Origin of the sequence: Gottfriedia sp. NPDC057991 (assembly GCF_042886615.1) — a bacterium.
Classification (GTDB): Bacteria; Bacillota; Bacilli; order Bacillales; family Bacillaceae_G; genus Gottfriedia.
Window position 1 is genome coordinate 1 of sequence record NZ_JBHVQN010000009.1, and the last position, 14478, is coordinate 14478.

Below are 14478 nucleotides of genomic sequence, written 5' to 3' on the forward strand. Positions count from 1 at the left end.
AACGCCGTATGCGGTGAAAGTCGCACGTACGGTGTGAACAGGGGGAAAAGGGAGCGATAACTTCAAACCCTTACCTATCTGTATCAATAAGAAATCGTATAAACGTTATTAAATCAAGAATAAAATAACCCGACTTTAAATTAAAGGTATGAGAATATTTATTGTAGAACTCTTTTTAAAGAGGTGTAAACACAAAAACATTACAAAAATATTTCTCCAAAAGGGGGGCTAAAATGAGTGTATCTGTATCACCTTGGTATTTAATTTCAGGTGTAATAGCAATAATACTGATGATAGGGGCTATACCTGCAATAGTTTATGCACTTTATTTGTTACGTAAAATTGCAAATAAATAGAACAGTATTATCAAAGAGATGAATAAGAGAAATAAAAATTTCAATATTCTAAAGTAGATAAAATTTCGTGTTTATAACTTTATAAATAATTTGCTTATGCAACTAACTGATGCAATAGTTGAATAACACAAGCTGCTAATATGCGGCTTTTTTTATTAAAGTAAATGGCAGTTTAGTTACATAAAAATAATTTGTTTTTTCATAAAAAAAGACGAAATTCCCCCAAATTAAAATAAGTATGCACAATGTATAATGACTTTATGGGAGTTACTGGAAACACAGAAATAAGCTAGAATCAATTTCTAATAAAAGTGACTAAATCATGAAGATTAATTATAAATGGAGTGAGATTTTCTTGAAAAAACAAGTTGTGAGTTTAATGTTAGGTTGTTTAGTAGTCGTAAGCGCAGCAGGTTGCAGTCAAACATCGGCAGCTGATGGTCCAAAAGGTGTCACAAAGGAAATGGATGCTTTTATCTCAAATTATGTTGTAGATAAGTACAAAGGTCAATTACAAAATCCAACTGATAAAGGATTTGAGGTACACAAAATTTACGGATCGAAAAAAGAGAATGATGCAACAACTGTCTATCTTGAGTATCTTTACGAAGGTTATTCTTATTCTACAAAAGCAGAATTGGAAACTGGTAGCAGAATACCAGCAACGATTACCCTAAAGGAAAAAGGGGATTCATATGAAGTTGTTGATTACAAAGAACCGCGTGACGGATCGTTCTATGGAGAAGATTTAAAAAAGATGTTCCCGTCTAAGTATGTCAAACAAGAATCTAAAGATGAGGGAAACGCACAAAAATTAGAAGATAAAATACAGAAAAAAGTAAAGCGTTGGGAAAAAGAAAAAAAGAAAGCATAACAATTTTAGGATTAAACACTATGTAACTAACGCATGCATTAGTTGAAGAAAACGAGTTGCTTGCAGCTCGTTTTTTTATTGAAGTAAATGGCAGATTAGTTGAATAAAGATAGGACTTTTTCAATACTATGTTGAATATTAAAGAGTGATATTTAAATTGTATCAATGACTTTATCTAGGAGAAAAATTCGATGAAACAGAATATTAAGGACAAAAAAAATAATCCTCTTGTAGTTTATTTTTTTATTTTAATGGTATTGAACGTCCATAACTTAAGCCCTTTCCGAGAGGGGATAATGGAAAAAGCGTGGTTTATTACTCTTACATTTCTATTAATTTATTTTAGTGTTATTTGTCGGAAAACGAAGTTAATTATAATTTTAAATATTATTTCTATAATAGGTGTAGTTCTGTGGGGAGTTTTTTTATTCGGTAATAAACACTTCTTATACAACTAACGCATGCTTTAGTTGAACAATGAACGACTCCATTCGGCGGTCGTTTTTATTGTACACTGGTAGGATAGTTGCATAAGGAAGAGAACTTCGATATTAAGAAAGTGACATAATTTTAGTTGTCCCTTTCTAATTTCTGAAACTTAGGTATACAAAAGGATATGGAAAGATGCAATATATTGGATATTTGTAAATTTAACAGAAGAAGAAACACCATTTGAATATAGATTACCCCGAATTGCATATCTACTTCCTAGTAATGTTGAACAAGCCAGTCCAACTAAACTTACTGCATTTGAATCTCGCGTTTACAGGATGCTTTGATATTAATCTAACTGATCTCAAAAGCAATCAACATCGTTTTTCCCGAATAAAAGCCGACAAAACATTTATGTATTGCCGGCTTTTACGTTAAACTATAACGATCTATTTAATTAATCAGCTAAAGCGATAAATTCATTTTCATTAGTCGGTAACTCCTGAACATCTCTAAGGCTTCTTTCAATTGTTCTAGTTTTACGTGTCGCAACTTCTATCTCATTAGTAGCTGCTTGAAGTTTTTTCTGTGTTTTCTCTAAGATATCACCAAATTTACCAAACTCAGTTTTCACTTTACCAAGAGTATCCCAAACTTCACTTGAACGCTTTTCAATAGCCAATGTCCTGAATCCCATTTGGAAACTATTCAAAAGTGCAGCCATTGTGGTTGGGCCAGCAACAGTAATACGATAAGTGTTTTGAAGGAATTCTAATAATCCATTAATTTTTAGAACTTCCGCATATAAACTTTCAGTCGGTAAGAACAATACTCCAAAATCAGTTGTAACTGGCGGGCTAATATATTTTTCATTTATTGTTTTTGCCTCAGCTTTAATTCTAGATTCGAGTTGTTTTACTGCCTCTCTAACTAATTCTACATTACCACTTTCTTGTGCATCTACTAGCCTTTCATAGATGTCACTTGGGAACTTCGAATCGATAGGTAAGTAAACGTATTTCTTGGAATCTTGCTTAGACGGGAACTTAATTGCAAATTCTACTCGTTCAGCACTATTCTTCTTAGTAGCAAAGTTTTCAACATATTGGTCTGGTGTCATTGTTTGTTCTAAGATATTCCCGAGTTGTATTTCTCCCCAAATACCTCTGGTTTTCACATTAGAAAGAACTTTTTTCAAATCACCAACACCAGTCGCTAGCGTCTTCATTTCACCAAGACCAGTATGAACTTGCTCTAAACGTTCGCTTACCAATTTGAACTTTTCACCCAGTCTTTGTTCAAGCGTATTATTCAATTTTTCATCTACTGTCATACGCATTTCTTCTAATTTTTTAGAGTTATCTTCTTGCAACTTTGATATATTTACCTCTAAGATACTTCTAACTTCATTTAAGCCCTCGCTGATCGTTTTGCTTGTTTTTTCTTTGTTTTCATCTAGTTTACGAATATTATTCTCTTGAAGTTTTGTAATACTAGATTCTAATGTGTTCCTGATATTATCCATTTGCTTTTCATTTTTATTGATCATTTGTTTAATATTATCATTCGTATCCTTATTGAACGTTTGTTGTAATTGAATACTCTGTGTAATTTGACTTTGAATATTTTCAGAAAAGCTTAAAAGACTTTTACTTAATTCTTCTCGATTCTTACTGGAAATTTCGTAATTTTCTTTTCGACTTTCCTTTAACTCTTCGTTAATTTTCTTTTCTGTCTTCTCATTAGCTTCTGCTATCTGCTTAAATACGATTTCTTTTAAAACTGACGTATCTTGATTCATAGAACCTTGCTTCAGTTTTAAAGATACAAATAGAATTATTATAGTTAATATCAAATTAACTAGTACGCTCCCCGCTAACATATAGCTCAAAATTAAGCCCTCCTTAAATGAAATCATCTCTATTAATTAATTATAGTCTCTTTAAGAAGATTAAGACATCTCAATTTTATTCGAACTAATAATTACCAGATAAATAGAAAAGAGGTATTTGTATGTTACAAAAATTTGAGAAAAGAAATCAGCACAAATTTTGGAAATGGTTTTCTAAACACGAAGAAGAGTTTTTAAATATGAACGAAAACAACTACAATAAATCATTTTATAAGATTCATAAGTATCTCGAAAAATTTAGCCAACATTTAGGATTCGAATATATTAAAGAATCCACTTTAGGAAAAAAAGAGTTTGTCATTACAGCCAATGGTAATATTCATCTTTTTAATACTGTTTATGAGCTTATAAATGGTGCACCAATTAAATTAAAGGATCGTTGGATATTTACAGCTTTGCGACAGCCTATTGCAGATGAAATTTTAATCTATTTTGATGACTTCACGATTAGTTCAAAGATATCTTTTACGAAGTCGAAGAATCAGAAATGGAAAAAGGTAAATGGGATATCTATAAAACGACACAATAATGTTGATAAACCCACCAACATCTCTTGTGTTGCCACATACACTCGACACATACCGTGGTTGTCGCAACTCATCCTCAAAAAAAGCAGCATTCTTTTGAATGCTGTCTTTTTTGACCTTATAATTATCTGCTGCCATAAATAAATTATATTCCATTATGTCCTTATAATACTTTGTTGATTTTCTTTTGCAACTAAAGGCAGTTTAGTGGAATAAGCATACTTAAAGGTGAAGAGTAAAATTTGACGAATAATATAAATTTGAAACAAAATAATTGGGGTGATATTAATGATATTGGAAGCTGTTATGCTATATGTTAAAGATGGAATGGAAGAACAATATGAAGAAGCTTTTCGAGAAGCATCAAAAATTATTTCTTCCATGAAAGGGTATGTATCACATGAATTACAACGATGCATGGAAGTAAAAGGGAAATATTTATTACTAGTGCAGTGGGAGAAATTGGAGGACCATACAATTGGTTTTAGACAATCTAGTGAATACCAAGATTGGAAAAAGCAACTTCATCATTTTTACGACCCTTTTCCAACTGTGGAACATTTTGAAATGGTGAAACTTTTATAGAGATTTCTTCAACTAAAGCAGTGCGTTATCCAGCCATGAATCAATAATTCACTACATTGAATGGTTAAGTTTAATAAAAAAGATTTAATTTCGTGAAAAAAAGACGAAATTCCCCCAAATTACAGTAGTGGATATACGATATATAATAAATTTTGTGGAAGTTACTGTAAGTCGCGAATTACGTGGATGCATAAAAAAGCCTTAGAGTAAATTATTTTAAGAAACATTCTTATAAATTTGAAAAACTTAAAAAAGAAAAAATCAAAGGGAATGGGTATTCCCCTTGATTTTTCTATTTACTATAATACTGTTAAAACTTGAAATGCTTGTCTTAATGCTTCTAATCCATCTTTATAAATCCCATGGAATAGTTCGATTACTTCTTCATCAGTTACATCCACAGGAGTAAAACTACCAGACCACTCAACAATTGATTTATTTCGGTCAGAATGTTCCTGAACATGTATTGTCGATTGATAGTTTGAAACTGGGAATGGTGCTCTCATTATTGAGTACGTATATAAACGCTCTTGATCATTGAATACTACTAGTCGTTCTACAATTGCATCTCCATCCGGGTTTGCTAAACTACGAACGCGTCCGCCTTCTAATAATTCACTACTTGGGATATATGGTAACCAATCTGGTAGCGAATTGAAACCGCCAATTAATTGCCACACTTTTTCAGGATTTGCAGGGATTTCCATTGTAACGATTGTGTTAGCCATTTTATATCGCTCCTTTTACATAGTTATTATTTAATGTCTATTGGTAGTGGTGCATTTTCTGATACTAGTTTTTGTTCTCTCATTACATGCCAGAATGTAGCTGGAATTTCTTCATTTAATGCAGCTTGGTCTTCGGCAATTCGCTCTGGTTTACTTGCACCTGGAATAACTGTTGCAACTGCTGGATTTGATAATGAAAATTGTAGAGCCGCAGCTTTCACACTGATCCCATGTTGCTTTGCAATTCCTTTGATTTTCTCAACTTTCGAGATAATTTCAGGTGAAGCTTTTTGATATTCGAAATGAGTACCACCAGCTAGAATACCTGAGCTATATGGACCACCAACGATAATATCAACATTTTGTTTAGCAGCCTCAGGCATTAATCGTTGAAGCGCACGGTCGTGATCCAATAGTGTATAACGACCAGCTAATAAACTAACATCAGGTTTGTATTCACCTAATTCTAATGCGATTTCGATTGGTTCTACTTTATTTACACCAAGTCCCCAAGATTTAATAACACCTTCATCTCGTAATTGAGAAAGTACGCGGAAAGCACCAGTGCGAGCAATTTCAAACTGTGCTATCCACTCGTCACCATAAAAGTCTTGTGCAATATCGTGAACATAGACAATGTCTAAACGATCTGTTTTCAAACGATTTAAACTTTGTTCGATTGAACGTAAAGTTGCGTCAGCACTATAATCGTTCACAAGCTTATTCTTACGTCCAAATTCAAAAACTCCACCTTTTTCACCTAAGTCTCGTGCAGAAACGTCTTCTAGTTCATCCAAAATTAAACGTCCAACTTTTGTACTTAAAACATAATCATCACGATTGTATCTTGATAATACTTCTCCAAGGCGGATCTCAGCTAGACCTGCACCATAAAGTGGCGCTGTATCAAAGTAGCGAATGCCATTATCCCAAGCTGCTACAACAGTTGCGAATGCTTCCTCATCTGGGATGTTACGGAACATATTTCCGAGTGGGGCAGTTCCGAAACCTAGTTTTCCTTGAAATAAGTTTTTCTCTTTCATATAAATCCTCCTATATATTAATCTTCATGCAAAAATGAAGTTAATTTGAATAATGTTGTTAGAGAGTAGTAATTAGATGAATAAAGATGTCCTCTAAGGAAACTATTCTCTACAGTTGCTATTATGGAATAAATTTATAAAGAAAAGAAGAACGTACTTTTAAGTGCGATAGTAACTTGTATGTTCTATAGGCACATTTTGGTTACATATGTATAGGCAGTTTTTTTGGGATCCAATATCAACATTTAAATTGGTATAATCAATAAAAAACCAACTAATTCCAATATATGGTAATATTAACTTTTTCAATGTGGATTAAAAATGGAGAGGGGATAAATATGAACCTACAAAATTTAAATTTCGAATACAAACAAAAAGAGAAGAAAAATGGTAATCGTTTTGTCTCAGTTAGAGATAAAGGGGAAAATGCTTTACTGGAAGTTGAGAAGAAAGGGAATCTAGTAGAAATTATTACATATTGGAGGAATGAAAAAACAACCAAGTTCACTATTCCATTAGAACTCTTAGAAAAGATATTTAATGATATTCAATAATGCTAATTAATATAAATAGATAAATTGGTAGGTGATTAGGGTGGAATATATGTTTCTTGGATTATTGTTAATCATTGTTTTTGTACTGATTACAACGGTTATTGATAAACTTAATAAATTAGAGAATCGAATGAAAAATTTAAAGATTACTTTAGATCAGATTGCTACGGTAATAAAAGTACCCGAACATCCAATTAATAATGAATTGCGTAAACTTATGAATGAAGGAAAAGAAATTCAAGCAATTAGGGAGGTTAGAACTGTTTTAGGACTTTCATTATTAGAAGCTAAACATTATGTTCATGATTTAAAAATGTGATTTCTTTTCCTACATATAACGAATACATGTTGTTGTATTTTGTTTTTGTTGAAAACATGAATTTAGATTTTTCGAAGATAGTAACGAATAAAAGCAAATTAATTATGTAAAAGTTGTATTAAACGAGATCAGTATGGAGTCTGGCATTATTCAATATTTGGTAAAATTTGATTTCGTTCTAGTAAAATCCATAATTGTTCTGTGATTTCTTCTGCGGTAATTGGCATTGATTGAGTGATCCACCATTCGATCACACCAATTGTTGCAGAAGACCAAAACTGAATAAGGAACTCTTTGTTCATATTTTGATTCAATTCATTTAAATTCAATTGTTCCCTCATTCCATCTTTCATTACACTTAATAATTGATTTCTAAATGTGGGAACACCAGTATTCGTTAATAAAGTATGGTAAAAGAAAGAGTTTTTCTCTAAATAGTTAAATGTCCTTAGTAAAGGTGTTTTAGATGGGAAACTTCCTGAGCCTTCAGGTAAACAAGATATTAATAATTCTTTTATTTCTCTTTCAATACATTGCTCTAATAAATCGAATTTGTCTTTGTAATGCAAATAAATTGTCCCTCTATTGACGTCCGCTTTTTCTGCAATTGAGTTAATTGTGATACTTTCAAAATCATTCTCCGCCATTAAACTAATTAGTGCATCCTCAATCGCTTTTTTAGATTTTCTAATTCTCTTATCCATAAAATACTCCTTTATCTATCATTTCATATAAGAATTGCTTTAGTAGATTAATTATAATGAACAACTGTCCAAAAAGAAACAAATGTACTTTATTAGACTTTTGTTAAACAAATCTATTTAACTTGTTCGTTATTAAACAAAATCAGCTTAATTAACCATTGATACAGCTATAGTCTGTTGCTAAACTTCTAGATAATAGACGTTTGTTGAATAAAAAATAATTGTCCATTATTATATCCGTAAATCTTTAGCAATTAAGATTCGATAGAATAGGAGTATTATGATGAAAGTATTAATTTTTGGTGCTGGCGTTTTGGGAAGTTATCTTGCTCACTCTTTAGTAAGAGGAGGGAATAATGTAACTGTTTTAGCTAGAAGTAAAAGATATGAACAATTGAAACAAGATGGAATTGTTATTCGTCATTATTTCCAACGAAAAAATACCGTTGACTCAGTTAACATTATTGATATACTTGAACCAGATGACTACTATGATCTTATATTTGTCGTAATGAAATATAATCAATTTTCTTCCGTCCTACCGGTATTAGCACAAAATATAAGTAAAAATATCGTGCTTGTTGGGAATAACGCTGATTCGGCAAATATGCAAAGATTCATAAATGAAAATAGCAACGTCAAAAAGAATATTGCCTTTGGTTTTCAACTTAGTGGAGGGAAACGAGAAGAAAGTGGACGTATCATTTCGATTCGTGGTGGGGGCCAAATGGTGATCGGTAGTTTGGAAGGTGACATACCTTTTAAAACAACTTTAGAGAAGGCTTTTAAGGAAGCAAAGTATAAATTAACTTATCATGATCATATTGATGGCTGGCTTAAAAGTCACCTCATACCAATTGTTGCGATGAACTCAATCCACTATCTAAATAACTTTGACTTTAAAAAAATAGCAAATAATAAGAATGCATTACTACAGATGATTTCTGCAATGGATGAGGGCTTTATGGTGTTAGAAAAATTGGGATACAAAATTGATCCAGCTTTTCAAGTGAAATTGGTACGTAAATATCGAAATATTGCATACCATGGATTGAAAATATTTCATAAACTTCCAATGAATAATATGATTGAAGGCTCCTTTAGTGAAATTGAAGCCATTTTTAGAACATTCGATCAGTTACAAAAGGAAGCGAATATTTCAACACCAATATGGGATGACCTTAAAAAGCAATCGATTGATCAGTATAGAGATGAATTTATACACTAAGGTTTACTTCAGTAATAAGGTATATTATATTTATTAAATAGATTCTCTTTAAAGACAACAAAAGTAGGTGAACAAAGTGGGAAAATATCAATTGGATACGAAAGGTCAGCAAGCTGTTGCAAAGTTTCATGAAAAACAGACGCCTGCCAAATTTGATAAAAAGCAGCAACTTGAAAAAATGCGTGCGGAGTATTTAAAAAAGAAGCAAAAACAAACGGATAAATAATATGAATGAAAACATAGGTAGACTAAATTCTCCCTATGTTTTTTTATTCGAAGTTCTTTTTTTTTTTTGATAAAAGAGTTTATTATTCCCATAAATTTCAGATTCGGTGACAAAAAATAGTCATCAGATATCTATTCCTTAATCAATAGAGCAGCCGTTATTTTGGATACAACTGTAATCTCTAACAGAAATTTTTAAAGCATTTGTATACTCGCTTAGCTGGATTTAGAGTGTATAATGAGAATATTATCGAAAAATTCGCTTATACACTTATTAGGCAGAATGTGATTTTAAAATATACTAAAACAGTATTGGAGCATTTATGAATAAACTTAAAAAATTTTATTGGGATATGTTATATAGGTTGTTTGGAATTCAGTCTAAAAATGCAGGATGGACATCATTTTCCCCGTTGAAAATTGTACCAGAATATACAGTTAACTTGGAAAAAGGTCAAGTTACAGGAGAAGTGAAATATAATGAAAAGATATACTTGACTGTTATTGTAGATGTTCCTAATGAAAGAACTGTGGTAAAGGGAGGGCTTAGAAGTATTCATAAACATACAAAACCATTTAAGAAGCATAATTACATAGAAATTATTAAAGATGAGGCTGAATATTTTATTCAAAACAAAATAGCTAATCCAAAGGAACATTATGATAAGCTATTCAACTAAGGCATGCGCTAGTTGAATAACTCTTAAGTTTAATTAAAAGAGATAAAAGCATCATTTTTAAAATAGTATAGAAATGCCTCAAATAAATCTAATTCGGAATATTCTGCTCTTTGCAGCTTTACATTGTCTACAATATCCTGAATATCCGCCATATTTAATACATAACAATAATTATTTTGAACAGCAAATTTAGGAATTTCTTCATTGTCATCCAATTCATCTAGATCAAAAAAATAACAAGAAGAATTTAAATCCCATTTCTCTTCAATTGTTAAAAATAGAGAGACGTTTCATTGGTAGTCACTTGCATTAATCAATAAATCTCTTAACTCCACTAAATTTTTCATGTTTTATTACCACGTCATTGACCCTTTAATAAAATTAGATCATTCTTATTCCACTTGCCATTTAGTTCAATAATTTGGCGAATAAATATAATCCGTATCGGTATCAATAACAAAATCGACTTCGATTTTATCATTGAAAGGCAACTGTTCAAAACGGAATAATCGACAAAATACATCTGGTAGATCTCTAATGTCATTTACTATACTTAGTGCACGTAAATATTTTTGTTTCAATTCTTTTTTAGAACATTTCCTTCCTGTAAGTAATGCTTGTGTAAAGTATCCATCAATTTCTACAATCATAATAGTCACGACTGATTGCTAACCAATCAATATAGCTTAAATTTTAGTATTATTTCCTTCATTTTATTATATTCTCTTAGGCAACTATCCTGCCATTTAGCTCAATAAAAAAATCGACTTTTCAGCCGATCATGTTGTTTAACTAATGCATGCGTTAGTTGAACAACTTTTGATTATTTATAGTTGTTTTTATTTTGAATTTAATGCCTTTTTCTTTTGCAATAATCAACATTTCTAAAATTTAATAAAAGTTATTCAATATTCTTTTAAATGGTTATTACTGAAAAAATAAACCCATGATTCATATTTTTCTTTAAGTATTGCTTCGTTAGTATTTCCAATTTCCACCATTTGCTCTGTCAGATTGCTAATTTGATTAGTCGGGTTTATGACCACCTTAGACGAATTACTAATTAGAACAGGACGATTTACATTTATAGAATTCTTGGGTTTTCTAATTCTTCCCCATTTTATTTCTGAATTATTTCTTATTAATACCTCAGCAGTATAAATTGCAATATCCATAGCAAGAATTTGTGTTCCAACACTTAATTCTTGAGTCTCTATTTCAATTATGTTTCGAAGTTGTTCAGGAATATTCAATTTCTCGATGATGATCTCTTCTTGTGTCTTTTCCTTAATTTCAATTTGATCTAAGAACCAACGCCACATTGGTATCAATGATAAAGGACTAAAGTCAAGAAATTCATTTGAATCATCGGTCGTATGTTTTATTGCTTTTTGTAATAAATCTAGACGTACAGGTATTTGACTCACAAACCAATTTAAAAGTGCTTTCGATTCTTTAGCACTTAATTCTCTAAAAGATTTTATTTCAAATGGTGGTTCCATGATTGGATATTCCATAAATTATTTACCTCACTTATTATTTAACTATTTTATATTTAATATGATGAAACTCAAGGTACTCAAGCAAATTTTTTGAAGCTCCAACATTGATTATCTATTAAATTCTACTTAAAAGTCTATTTATCTTTTGATTAAAAATAACCTTCAAATTCAAAACAAAATTCTCATCATATTCATTCCTTATGCAACTAATCTGCCATTATGTTGAATAAAGAAGTGAAGACTATTTTCAAATGTTTAACTTGAAAATGGGACTGTCAATTTAGACAATCCCTTTACGTTCTTATTAAACTCAAGCGTTCAATAGTTGAACAACAAAGTAATTAATAAACCAGAATAATTTATTTTATTCTTGGTATTCTGGATGTTTATGTTGTTTACAACCAAACAAATAGCAGGATCCTGTTGAGGCTGGTTCAAAATTTATTAAAGGTGCATGTCCTTTTGTAATTAATTCGACCATATTCTCAAATGTTGCTTTCTCTTCATTTAAATGTTTAATATATTCTGCTTTATCATTTTCAGTCCAATTTTCTTCAATCTCTTCTTCGGTGGCATCTTTAATTTCCTCAACTTTTTCTTTAATAGCTACATTAACAACTTCATTTATGCGGGTAATATTATTAGTTTTAAAAAGTGAGTAAATAAATCTACTTATCCAATATGGACCTTTTGTGTATTCTAGCCATCCTTTTTCAAAACAAATTACAGCTTCTTCATAACATTCTATTTCAAGATATAATTCAGCAAGTTCAACTACTCCTTCAAATTCAACTGCTTCCTCATCAAATTCATTTAATTTTTCTTTAGCTTCGGATTTTCTTCCAAGCTCAATTAAACATTTCACGTAGCAGTACATCATATGATCTGAATCACCAGCAACTTTAAGGAATAATTCAGCAGCTTTTTCTATGTTTCCTAAATGGTAATTTGCGATTGCATAATTACGCAATGCTTCATAAGATGGTTGAATTGAGATTGATTTATGTAACATGTATGAAGCGAGTTTCCATTGCTTTTGACTAATATAAATTTCGCTTATGATATTATATGGAAAATACGAGGAGGGGTTTAAAGAAATAGTCTCTTTTATCAATTCGAGAGCTTTATCATCATCTTCTTCCTCATAAAGGTAAAACCAAGCGAGGTTATTAAGTGACTGAATATTTTTTTACTCCTTTACTGCTCTCTGAAAAAGTTCAAAGGCTTCCTTATATTCATTTTTTTCAAATAAATCAATAGCCTTTTGATTTGTGTTCAATTATCTTCACTCCAACTTTTTGGAAATTTTATTTAATAATAACATAAAAATGAGCAGCTACTGGCTGCTCATTTTCTTCAACTATCGCATGCGTTCGTATAAGAATTTAAAAATTTATCGTTTTTTTCGGTAACCCCTTCGGATCTTTTATTAGAGATGCAACGTTCTTTCCTTTGTTAAATCTTACATTATTAAGCCAATAGATAAATGCTTCTTCATTAAAACTAACACCCCAGCGCTCTGTACCGTCTTCTTCTAAACCATAAGAAACCCAGTAAGGATGATTGTTTTTACGATCATATAGCCATGTATCAAAATCTCTTTGTAATTGTCGAATGTTTCTTCCTACTTTTGCAGGACATCTAATATAAACTGTATCTTCTTCGTAAGTAAATTCAATTTTAACTATCAATTCTAACTTCTCCCATCGGTTAGTTCTTTCGAGTAATTATAGCATTTCTTTTTGAATTATATTGCTAGAAAGAAAATAGGAGCCTATGTCGGCTCCAAATATTATTCAACTATTGCATCAGTTAGTTGCATAATATTACATCTTGCTAAGCTCGAACCAATATTTATATTAGTGATGCTTTTTTGCAAAAAATGATTTTTTCACAGAAATTGTGTAAAACAAAATGAAAAAGGTAAAAATCATATTTCCAATGTAAGGTTGTTGATTATGTTGTATGGATAAGTACAAACTTATACTTCCGAAAAGTATAGAATACGAAATCATAAACCAAAATCCCCATTTCTTTAGCCTAATATAGCCAAAAATCATCATCAAAGTTATAAAAGCTACTATCACTCTAAATAATGGTTCAGATATATTTGAAACTCCAAACCTTTCAGCTATGCCAATCGAGTTAGTAGATGTATTATAAAAAACGGAACTAATAATTAGAACTATGGCACCAAAAATATAAAAATAGCTAATTACTGAAATACCTAAAGGTTTTTTCATTAAATCCACCACCAATTATTATTTGTAATAATTATAATCCAAATATTGGTAAATTTGCGAAAGAAACTTTATTTTAGCTACATCCTAGGTAATAAAAAAGTGCTGATCCCTCAGCACCTTTTTTTGTTGACCTAATGTATGAGTTAATTGATGTAGATAATTAAATTACTTGTTCAACTTAAAGTAAGTCAGCCAGATTTGAACATAAGGAAAGCTAAGATAGTAAATATTAATCAAACTTCCAAAAATAAATAAATACTTTAAAACTTTTTTATTAATAAAGAAACAAAAAAAGAGTCCTATTAACGGTAATATAATCAGTAGAATTTGTAGAGAAATATTTTTAAAGTTGTGCATCGTCCATGGGCTTACATTTAGACTACCTTTACTATGAATATATAAAAAGCTAATTGAAAACATCCAAGTAAAAATAACTATAATAGTACTGAAAAGAGATTTTGTATTCATATAATTTCCTCCTTAATGCTATCATAGCGAGAACTTCGAATTGTAACAAACGCATGTGTTAGTTGCATAACGAATTTGTTTTATTATTCTATTGGCTA

The 14478-nt window shown here is 30.8% G+C and carries 17 protein-coding genes and 2 pseudogenes; 9 read left to right on the top strand and 10 right to left on the bottom strand.

Going from position 1 to position 14478, the window contains the following annotated elements; genetic code table 11:
* The first annotated feature begins 233 nt into the window (after positions 1-233).
* Positions 234-356: a hypothetical protein gene (locus ACFVR2_RS23155; protein WP_387367415.1), complete on the top strand. Its 123-nt coding sequence runs from the start codon at positions 234-236 to the stop codon at positions 354-356.
* 355 nt (positions 357-711) lie between these two features.
* Positions 712-1230 carry a hypothetical protein gene (locus ACFVR2_RS23160; protein ID WP_387367418.1) on the top strand — a complete coding sequence of 173 codons (519 nt, stop codon included), beginning with the start codon at positions 712-714 and terminating at the stop codon, positions 1228-1230.
* A gap of 889 nt (positions 1231-2119) precedes the next feature.
* On the opposite strand, the gene ACFVR2_RS23165 is transcribed toward ACFVR2_RS23160, so the two are convergent.
* Positions 2120-3544, bottom strand: coding sequence for a DNA recombination protein RmuC (locus ACFVR2_RS23165; protein ID WP_387367649.1), 1425 nt, complete (start codon positions 3542-3544; stop codon positions 2120-2122).
* A 131-nt stretch (positions 3545-3675) separates the two neighbouring features.
* On the opposite strand from ACFVR2_RS23165, the gene ACFVR2_RS23170 reads away from it, so the two are divergent.
* Together ACFVR2_RS23170 and ACFVR2_RS23175 are read left to right on the top strand one after the other, a co-directional pair.
* Positions 3676-4245 carry a hypothetical protein gene (locus tag ACFVR2_RS23170; RefSeq protein WP_387367421.1) on the top strand — a complete coding sequence of 190 codons (570 nt, stop codon included), beginning with the start codon at positions 3676-3678 and terminating at the stop codon, positions 4243-4245.
* Positions 4246-4389: 144 nt separating this feature from the next.
* Entirely contained in the window at positions 4390-4686 is a 297-nt protein-coding gene (locus tag ACFVR2_RS23175) for an antibiotic biosynthesis monooxygenase family protein (RefSeq protein WP_387367424.1), read from the top strand.
* A 299-nt stretch (positions 4687-4985) separates the two neighbouring features.
* Here the strand turns inward: ACFVR2_RS23175 and ACFVR2_RS23180 are convergent, their stop codons facing one another.
* Both ACFVR2_RS23180 and ACFVR2_RS23185 read right to left on the bottom strand, forming a co-directional pair.
* Positions 4986-5414 (bottom strand): SRPBCC family protein, encoded by a 429-nt coding sequence (locus ACFVR2_RS23180; RefSeq protein WP_387367427.1) that lies wholly within the window; start codon positions 5412-5414, stop codon positions 4986-4988.
* Between the two features lie 26 nt (positions 5415-5440).
* Positions 5441-6457, bottom strand: coding sequence for an aldo/keto reductase (locus tag ACFVR2_RS23185; protein ID WP_387367430.1), 1017 nt, complete (start codon positions 6455-6457; stop codon positions 5441-5443).
* Between the two features lie 338 nt (positions 6458-6795).
* On the opposite strand from ACFVR2_RS23185, the gene ACFVR2_RS23190 reads away from it, so the two are divergent.
* Together ACFVR2_RS23190 and ACFVR2_RS23195 are read left to right on the top strand one after the other, a co-directional pair.
* Positions 6796-7011 carry a hypothetical protein gene (locus tag ACFVR2_RS23190; RefSeq protein WP_387367433.1) on the top strand — a complete coding sequence of 72 codons (216 nt, stop codon included), beginning with the start codon at positions 6796-6798 and terminating at the stop codon, positions 7009-7011.
* A 49-nt stretch (positions 7012-7060) separates the two neighbouring features.
* The gene (locus tag ACFVR2_RS23195; RefSeq protein WP_387367435.1) at positions 7061-7330 is read left to right on the top strand and encodes a hypothetical protein; all 270 of its coding nucleotides are present in this window, start codon (positions 7061-7063) and stop codon (positions 7328-7330) included.
* Positions 7331-7476: 146 nt separating this feature from the next.
* Here ACFVR2_RS23195 and ACFVR2_RS23200 read toward each other — a convergent pair whose 3' ends face one another.
* Positions 7477-8034 carry a TetR/AcrR family transcriptional regulator gene (locus ACFVR2_RS23200; protein WP_387367438.1) on the bottom strand — a complete coding sequence of 186 codons (558 nt, stop codon included), beginning with the start codon at positions 8032-8034 and terminating at the stop codon, positions 7477-7479.
* Between the two features lie 283 nt (positions 8035-8317).
* Between ACFVR2_RS23200 and ACFVR2_RS23205 the strand changes: the two genes are divergently transcribed.
* The 3 genes from ACFVR2_RS23205 (at position 8318) to ACFVR2_RS23215 (ending at position 10167) form a co-directional block, all read left to right on the top strand.
* Positions 8318-9262, top strand: coding sequence for a ketopantoate reductase family protein (locus tag ACFVR2_RS23205; protein WP_387367441.1), 945 nt, complete (start codon positions 8318-8320; stop codon positions 9260-9262).
* Positions 9263-9338: 76 nt separating this feature from the next.
* On the top strand, positions 9339-9488 hold the full coding sequence (locus tag ACFVR2_RS23210) for a hypothetical protein (RefSeq protein ID WP_387367444.1): 150 nt from the start codon (positions 9339-9341) through the stop codon (positions 9486-9488).
* A gap of 322 nt (positions 9489-9810) precedes the next feature.
* Entirely contained in the window at positions 9811-10167 is a 357-nt protein-coding gene (locus tag ACFVR2_RS23215) for a hypothetical protein (RefSeq protein WP_387367447.1), read from the top strand.
* Between the two features lie 29 nt (positions 10168-10196).
* Here ACFVR2_RS23215 and ACFVR2_RS25125 read toward each other — a convergent pair.
* The 6 genes and pseudogenes from ACFVR2_RS25125 to ACFVR2_RS23240 all read right to left on the bottom strand — a co-directional run.
* Positions 10197-10442: pseudogene (locus tag ACFVR2_RS25125) on the bottom strand (DUF7716 domain-containing protein); the annotation flags it as partial.
* 138 nt (positions 10443-10580) lie between these two features.
* On the bottom strand, positions 10581-10817 hold the full coding sequence (locus tag ACFVR2_RS23220) for a hypothetical protein (protein WP_387367652.1): 237 nt from the start codon (positions 10815-10817) through the stop codon (positions 10581-10583).
* A gap of 255 nt (positions 10818-11072) precedes the next feature.
* Positions 11073-11684, bottom strand: coding sequence for a hypothetical protein (locus tag ACFVR2_RS23225; protein WP_387367449.1), 612 nt, complete (start codon positions 11682-11684; stop codon positions 11073-11075).
* A gap of 349 nt (positions 11685-12033) precedes the next feature.
* Positions 12034-12948: pseudogene (locus tag ACFVR2_RS23230) on the bottom strand (tetratricopeptide repeat protein).
* Positions 12949-13054: 106 nt separating this feature from the next.
* Positions 13055-13360, bottom strand: a complete 306-nt coding sequence (locus ACFVR2_RS23235; RefSeq protein ID WP_387367451.1) for a hypothetical protein — start codon at positions 13358-13360, stop codon at positions 13055-13057.
* A gap of 168 nt (positions 13361-13528) precedes the next feature.
* On the bottom strand, positions 13529-13912 hold the full coding sequence (locus tag ACFVR2_RS23240; protein ID WP_387367453.1) for a hypothetical protein: 384 nt from the start codon (positions 13910-13912) through the stop codon (positions 13529-13531).
* Positions 13913-14478: the final 566 nt, after the last annotated feature.

What these genes read in the sequence shown, in the direction of transcription:
- ACFVR2_RS23155 (WP_387367415.1), top strand. Translation starts at nt 234, where the DNA reads ATGAGTGTATCTGTATCACCTTGGTATTTAATTTCAGGTGTAATAGCA.
- ACFVR2_RS23165 (WP_387367649.1), bottom strand. Translation starts at nt 3,544, where the DNA reads ATGTTAGCGGGGAGCGTACTAGTTAATTTGATATTAACTATAATAATT.
- ACFVR2_RS23170 (WP_387367421.1), top strand. Translation starts at nt 3,676, where the DNA reads ATGTTACAAAAATTTGAGAAAAGAAATCAGCACAAATTTTGGAAATGG.
- ACFVR2_RS23175 (WP_387367424.1), top strand. Translation starts at nt 4,390, where the DNA reads ATGATATTGGAAGCTGTTATGCTATATGTTAAAGATGGAATGGAAGAA.
- ACFVR2_RS23180 (WP_387367427.1), bottom strand. Translation starts at nt 5,414, where the DNA reads ATGGCTAACACAATCGTTACAATGGAAATCCCTGCAAATCCTGAAAAA.
- ACFVR2_RS23185 (WP_387367430.1), bottom strand. Translation starts at nt 6,457, where the DNA reads ATGAAAGAGAAAAACTTATTTCAAGGAAAACTAGGTTTCGGAACTGCC.
- ACFVR2_RS23190 (WP_387367433.1), top strand. Translation starts at nt 6,796, where the DNA reads ATGAACCTACAAAATTTAAATTTCGAATACAAACAAAAAGAGAAGAAA.
- ACFVR2_RS23195 (WP_387367435.1), top strand. Translation starts at nt 7,061, where the DNA reads ATGTTTCTTGGATTATTGTTAATCATTGTTTTTGTACTGATTACAACG.
- ACFVR2_RS23200 (WP_387367438.1), bottom strand. Translation starts at nt 8,034, where the DNA reads ATGGATAAGAGAATTAGAAAATCTAAAAAAGCGATTGAGGATGCACTA.
- ACFVR2_RS23205 (WP_387367441.1), top strand. Translation starts at nt 8,318, where the DNA reads ATGAAAGTATTAATTTTTGGTGCTGGCGTTTTGGGAAGTTATCTTGCT.
- ACFVR2_RS23215 (WP_387367447.1), top strand. Translation starts at nt 9,811, where the DNA reads ATGAATAAACTTAAAAAATTTTATTGGGATATGTTATATAGGTTGTTT.
- ACFVR2_RS23220 (WP_387367652.1), bottom strand. Translation starts at nt 10,817, where the DNA reads ATGATTGTAGAAATTGATGGATACTTTACACAAGCATTACTTACAGGA.
- ACFVR2_RS23225 (WP_387367449.1), bottom strand. Translation starts at nt 11,684, where the DNA reads ATGGAATATCCAATCATGGAACCACCATTTGAAATAAAATCTTTTAGA.
- ACFVR2_RS23240 (WP_387367453.1), bottom strand. Translation starts at nt 13,912, where the DNA reads ATGAAAAAACCTTTAGGTATTTCAGTAATTAGCTATTTTTATATTTTT.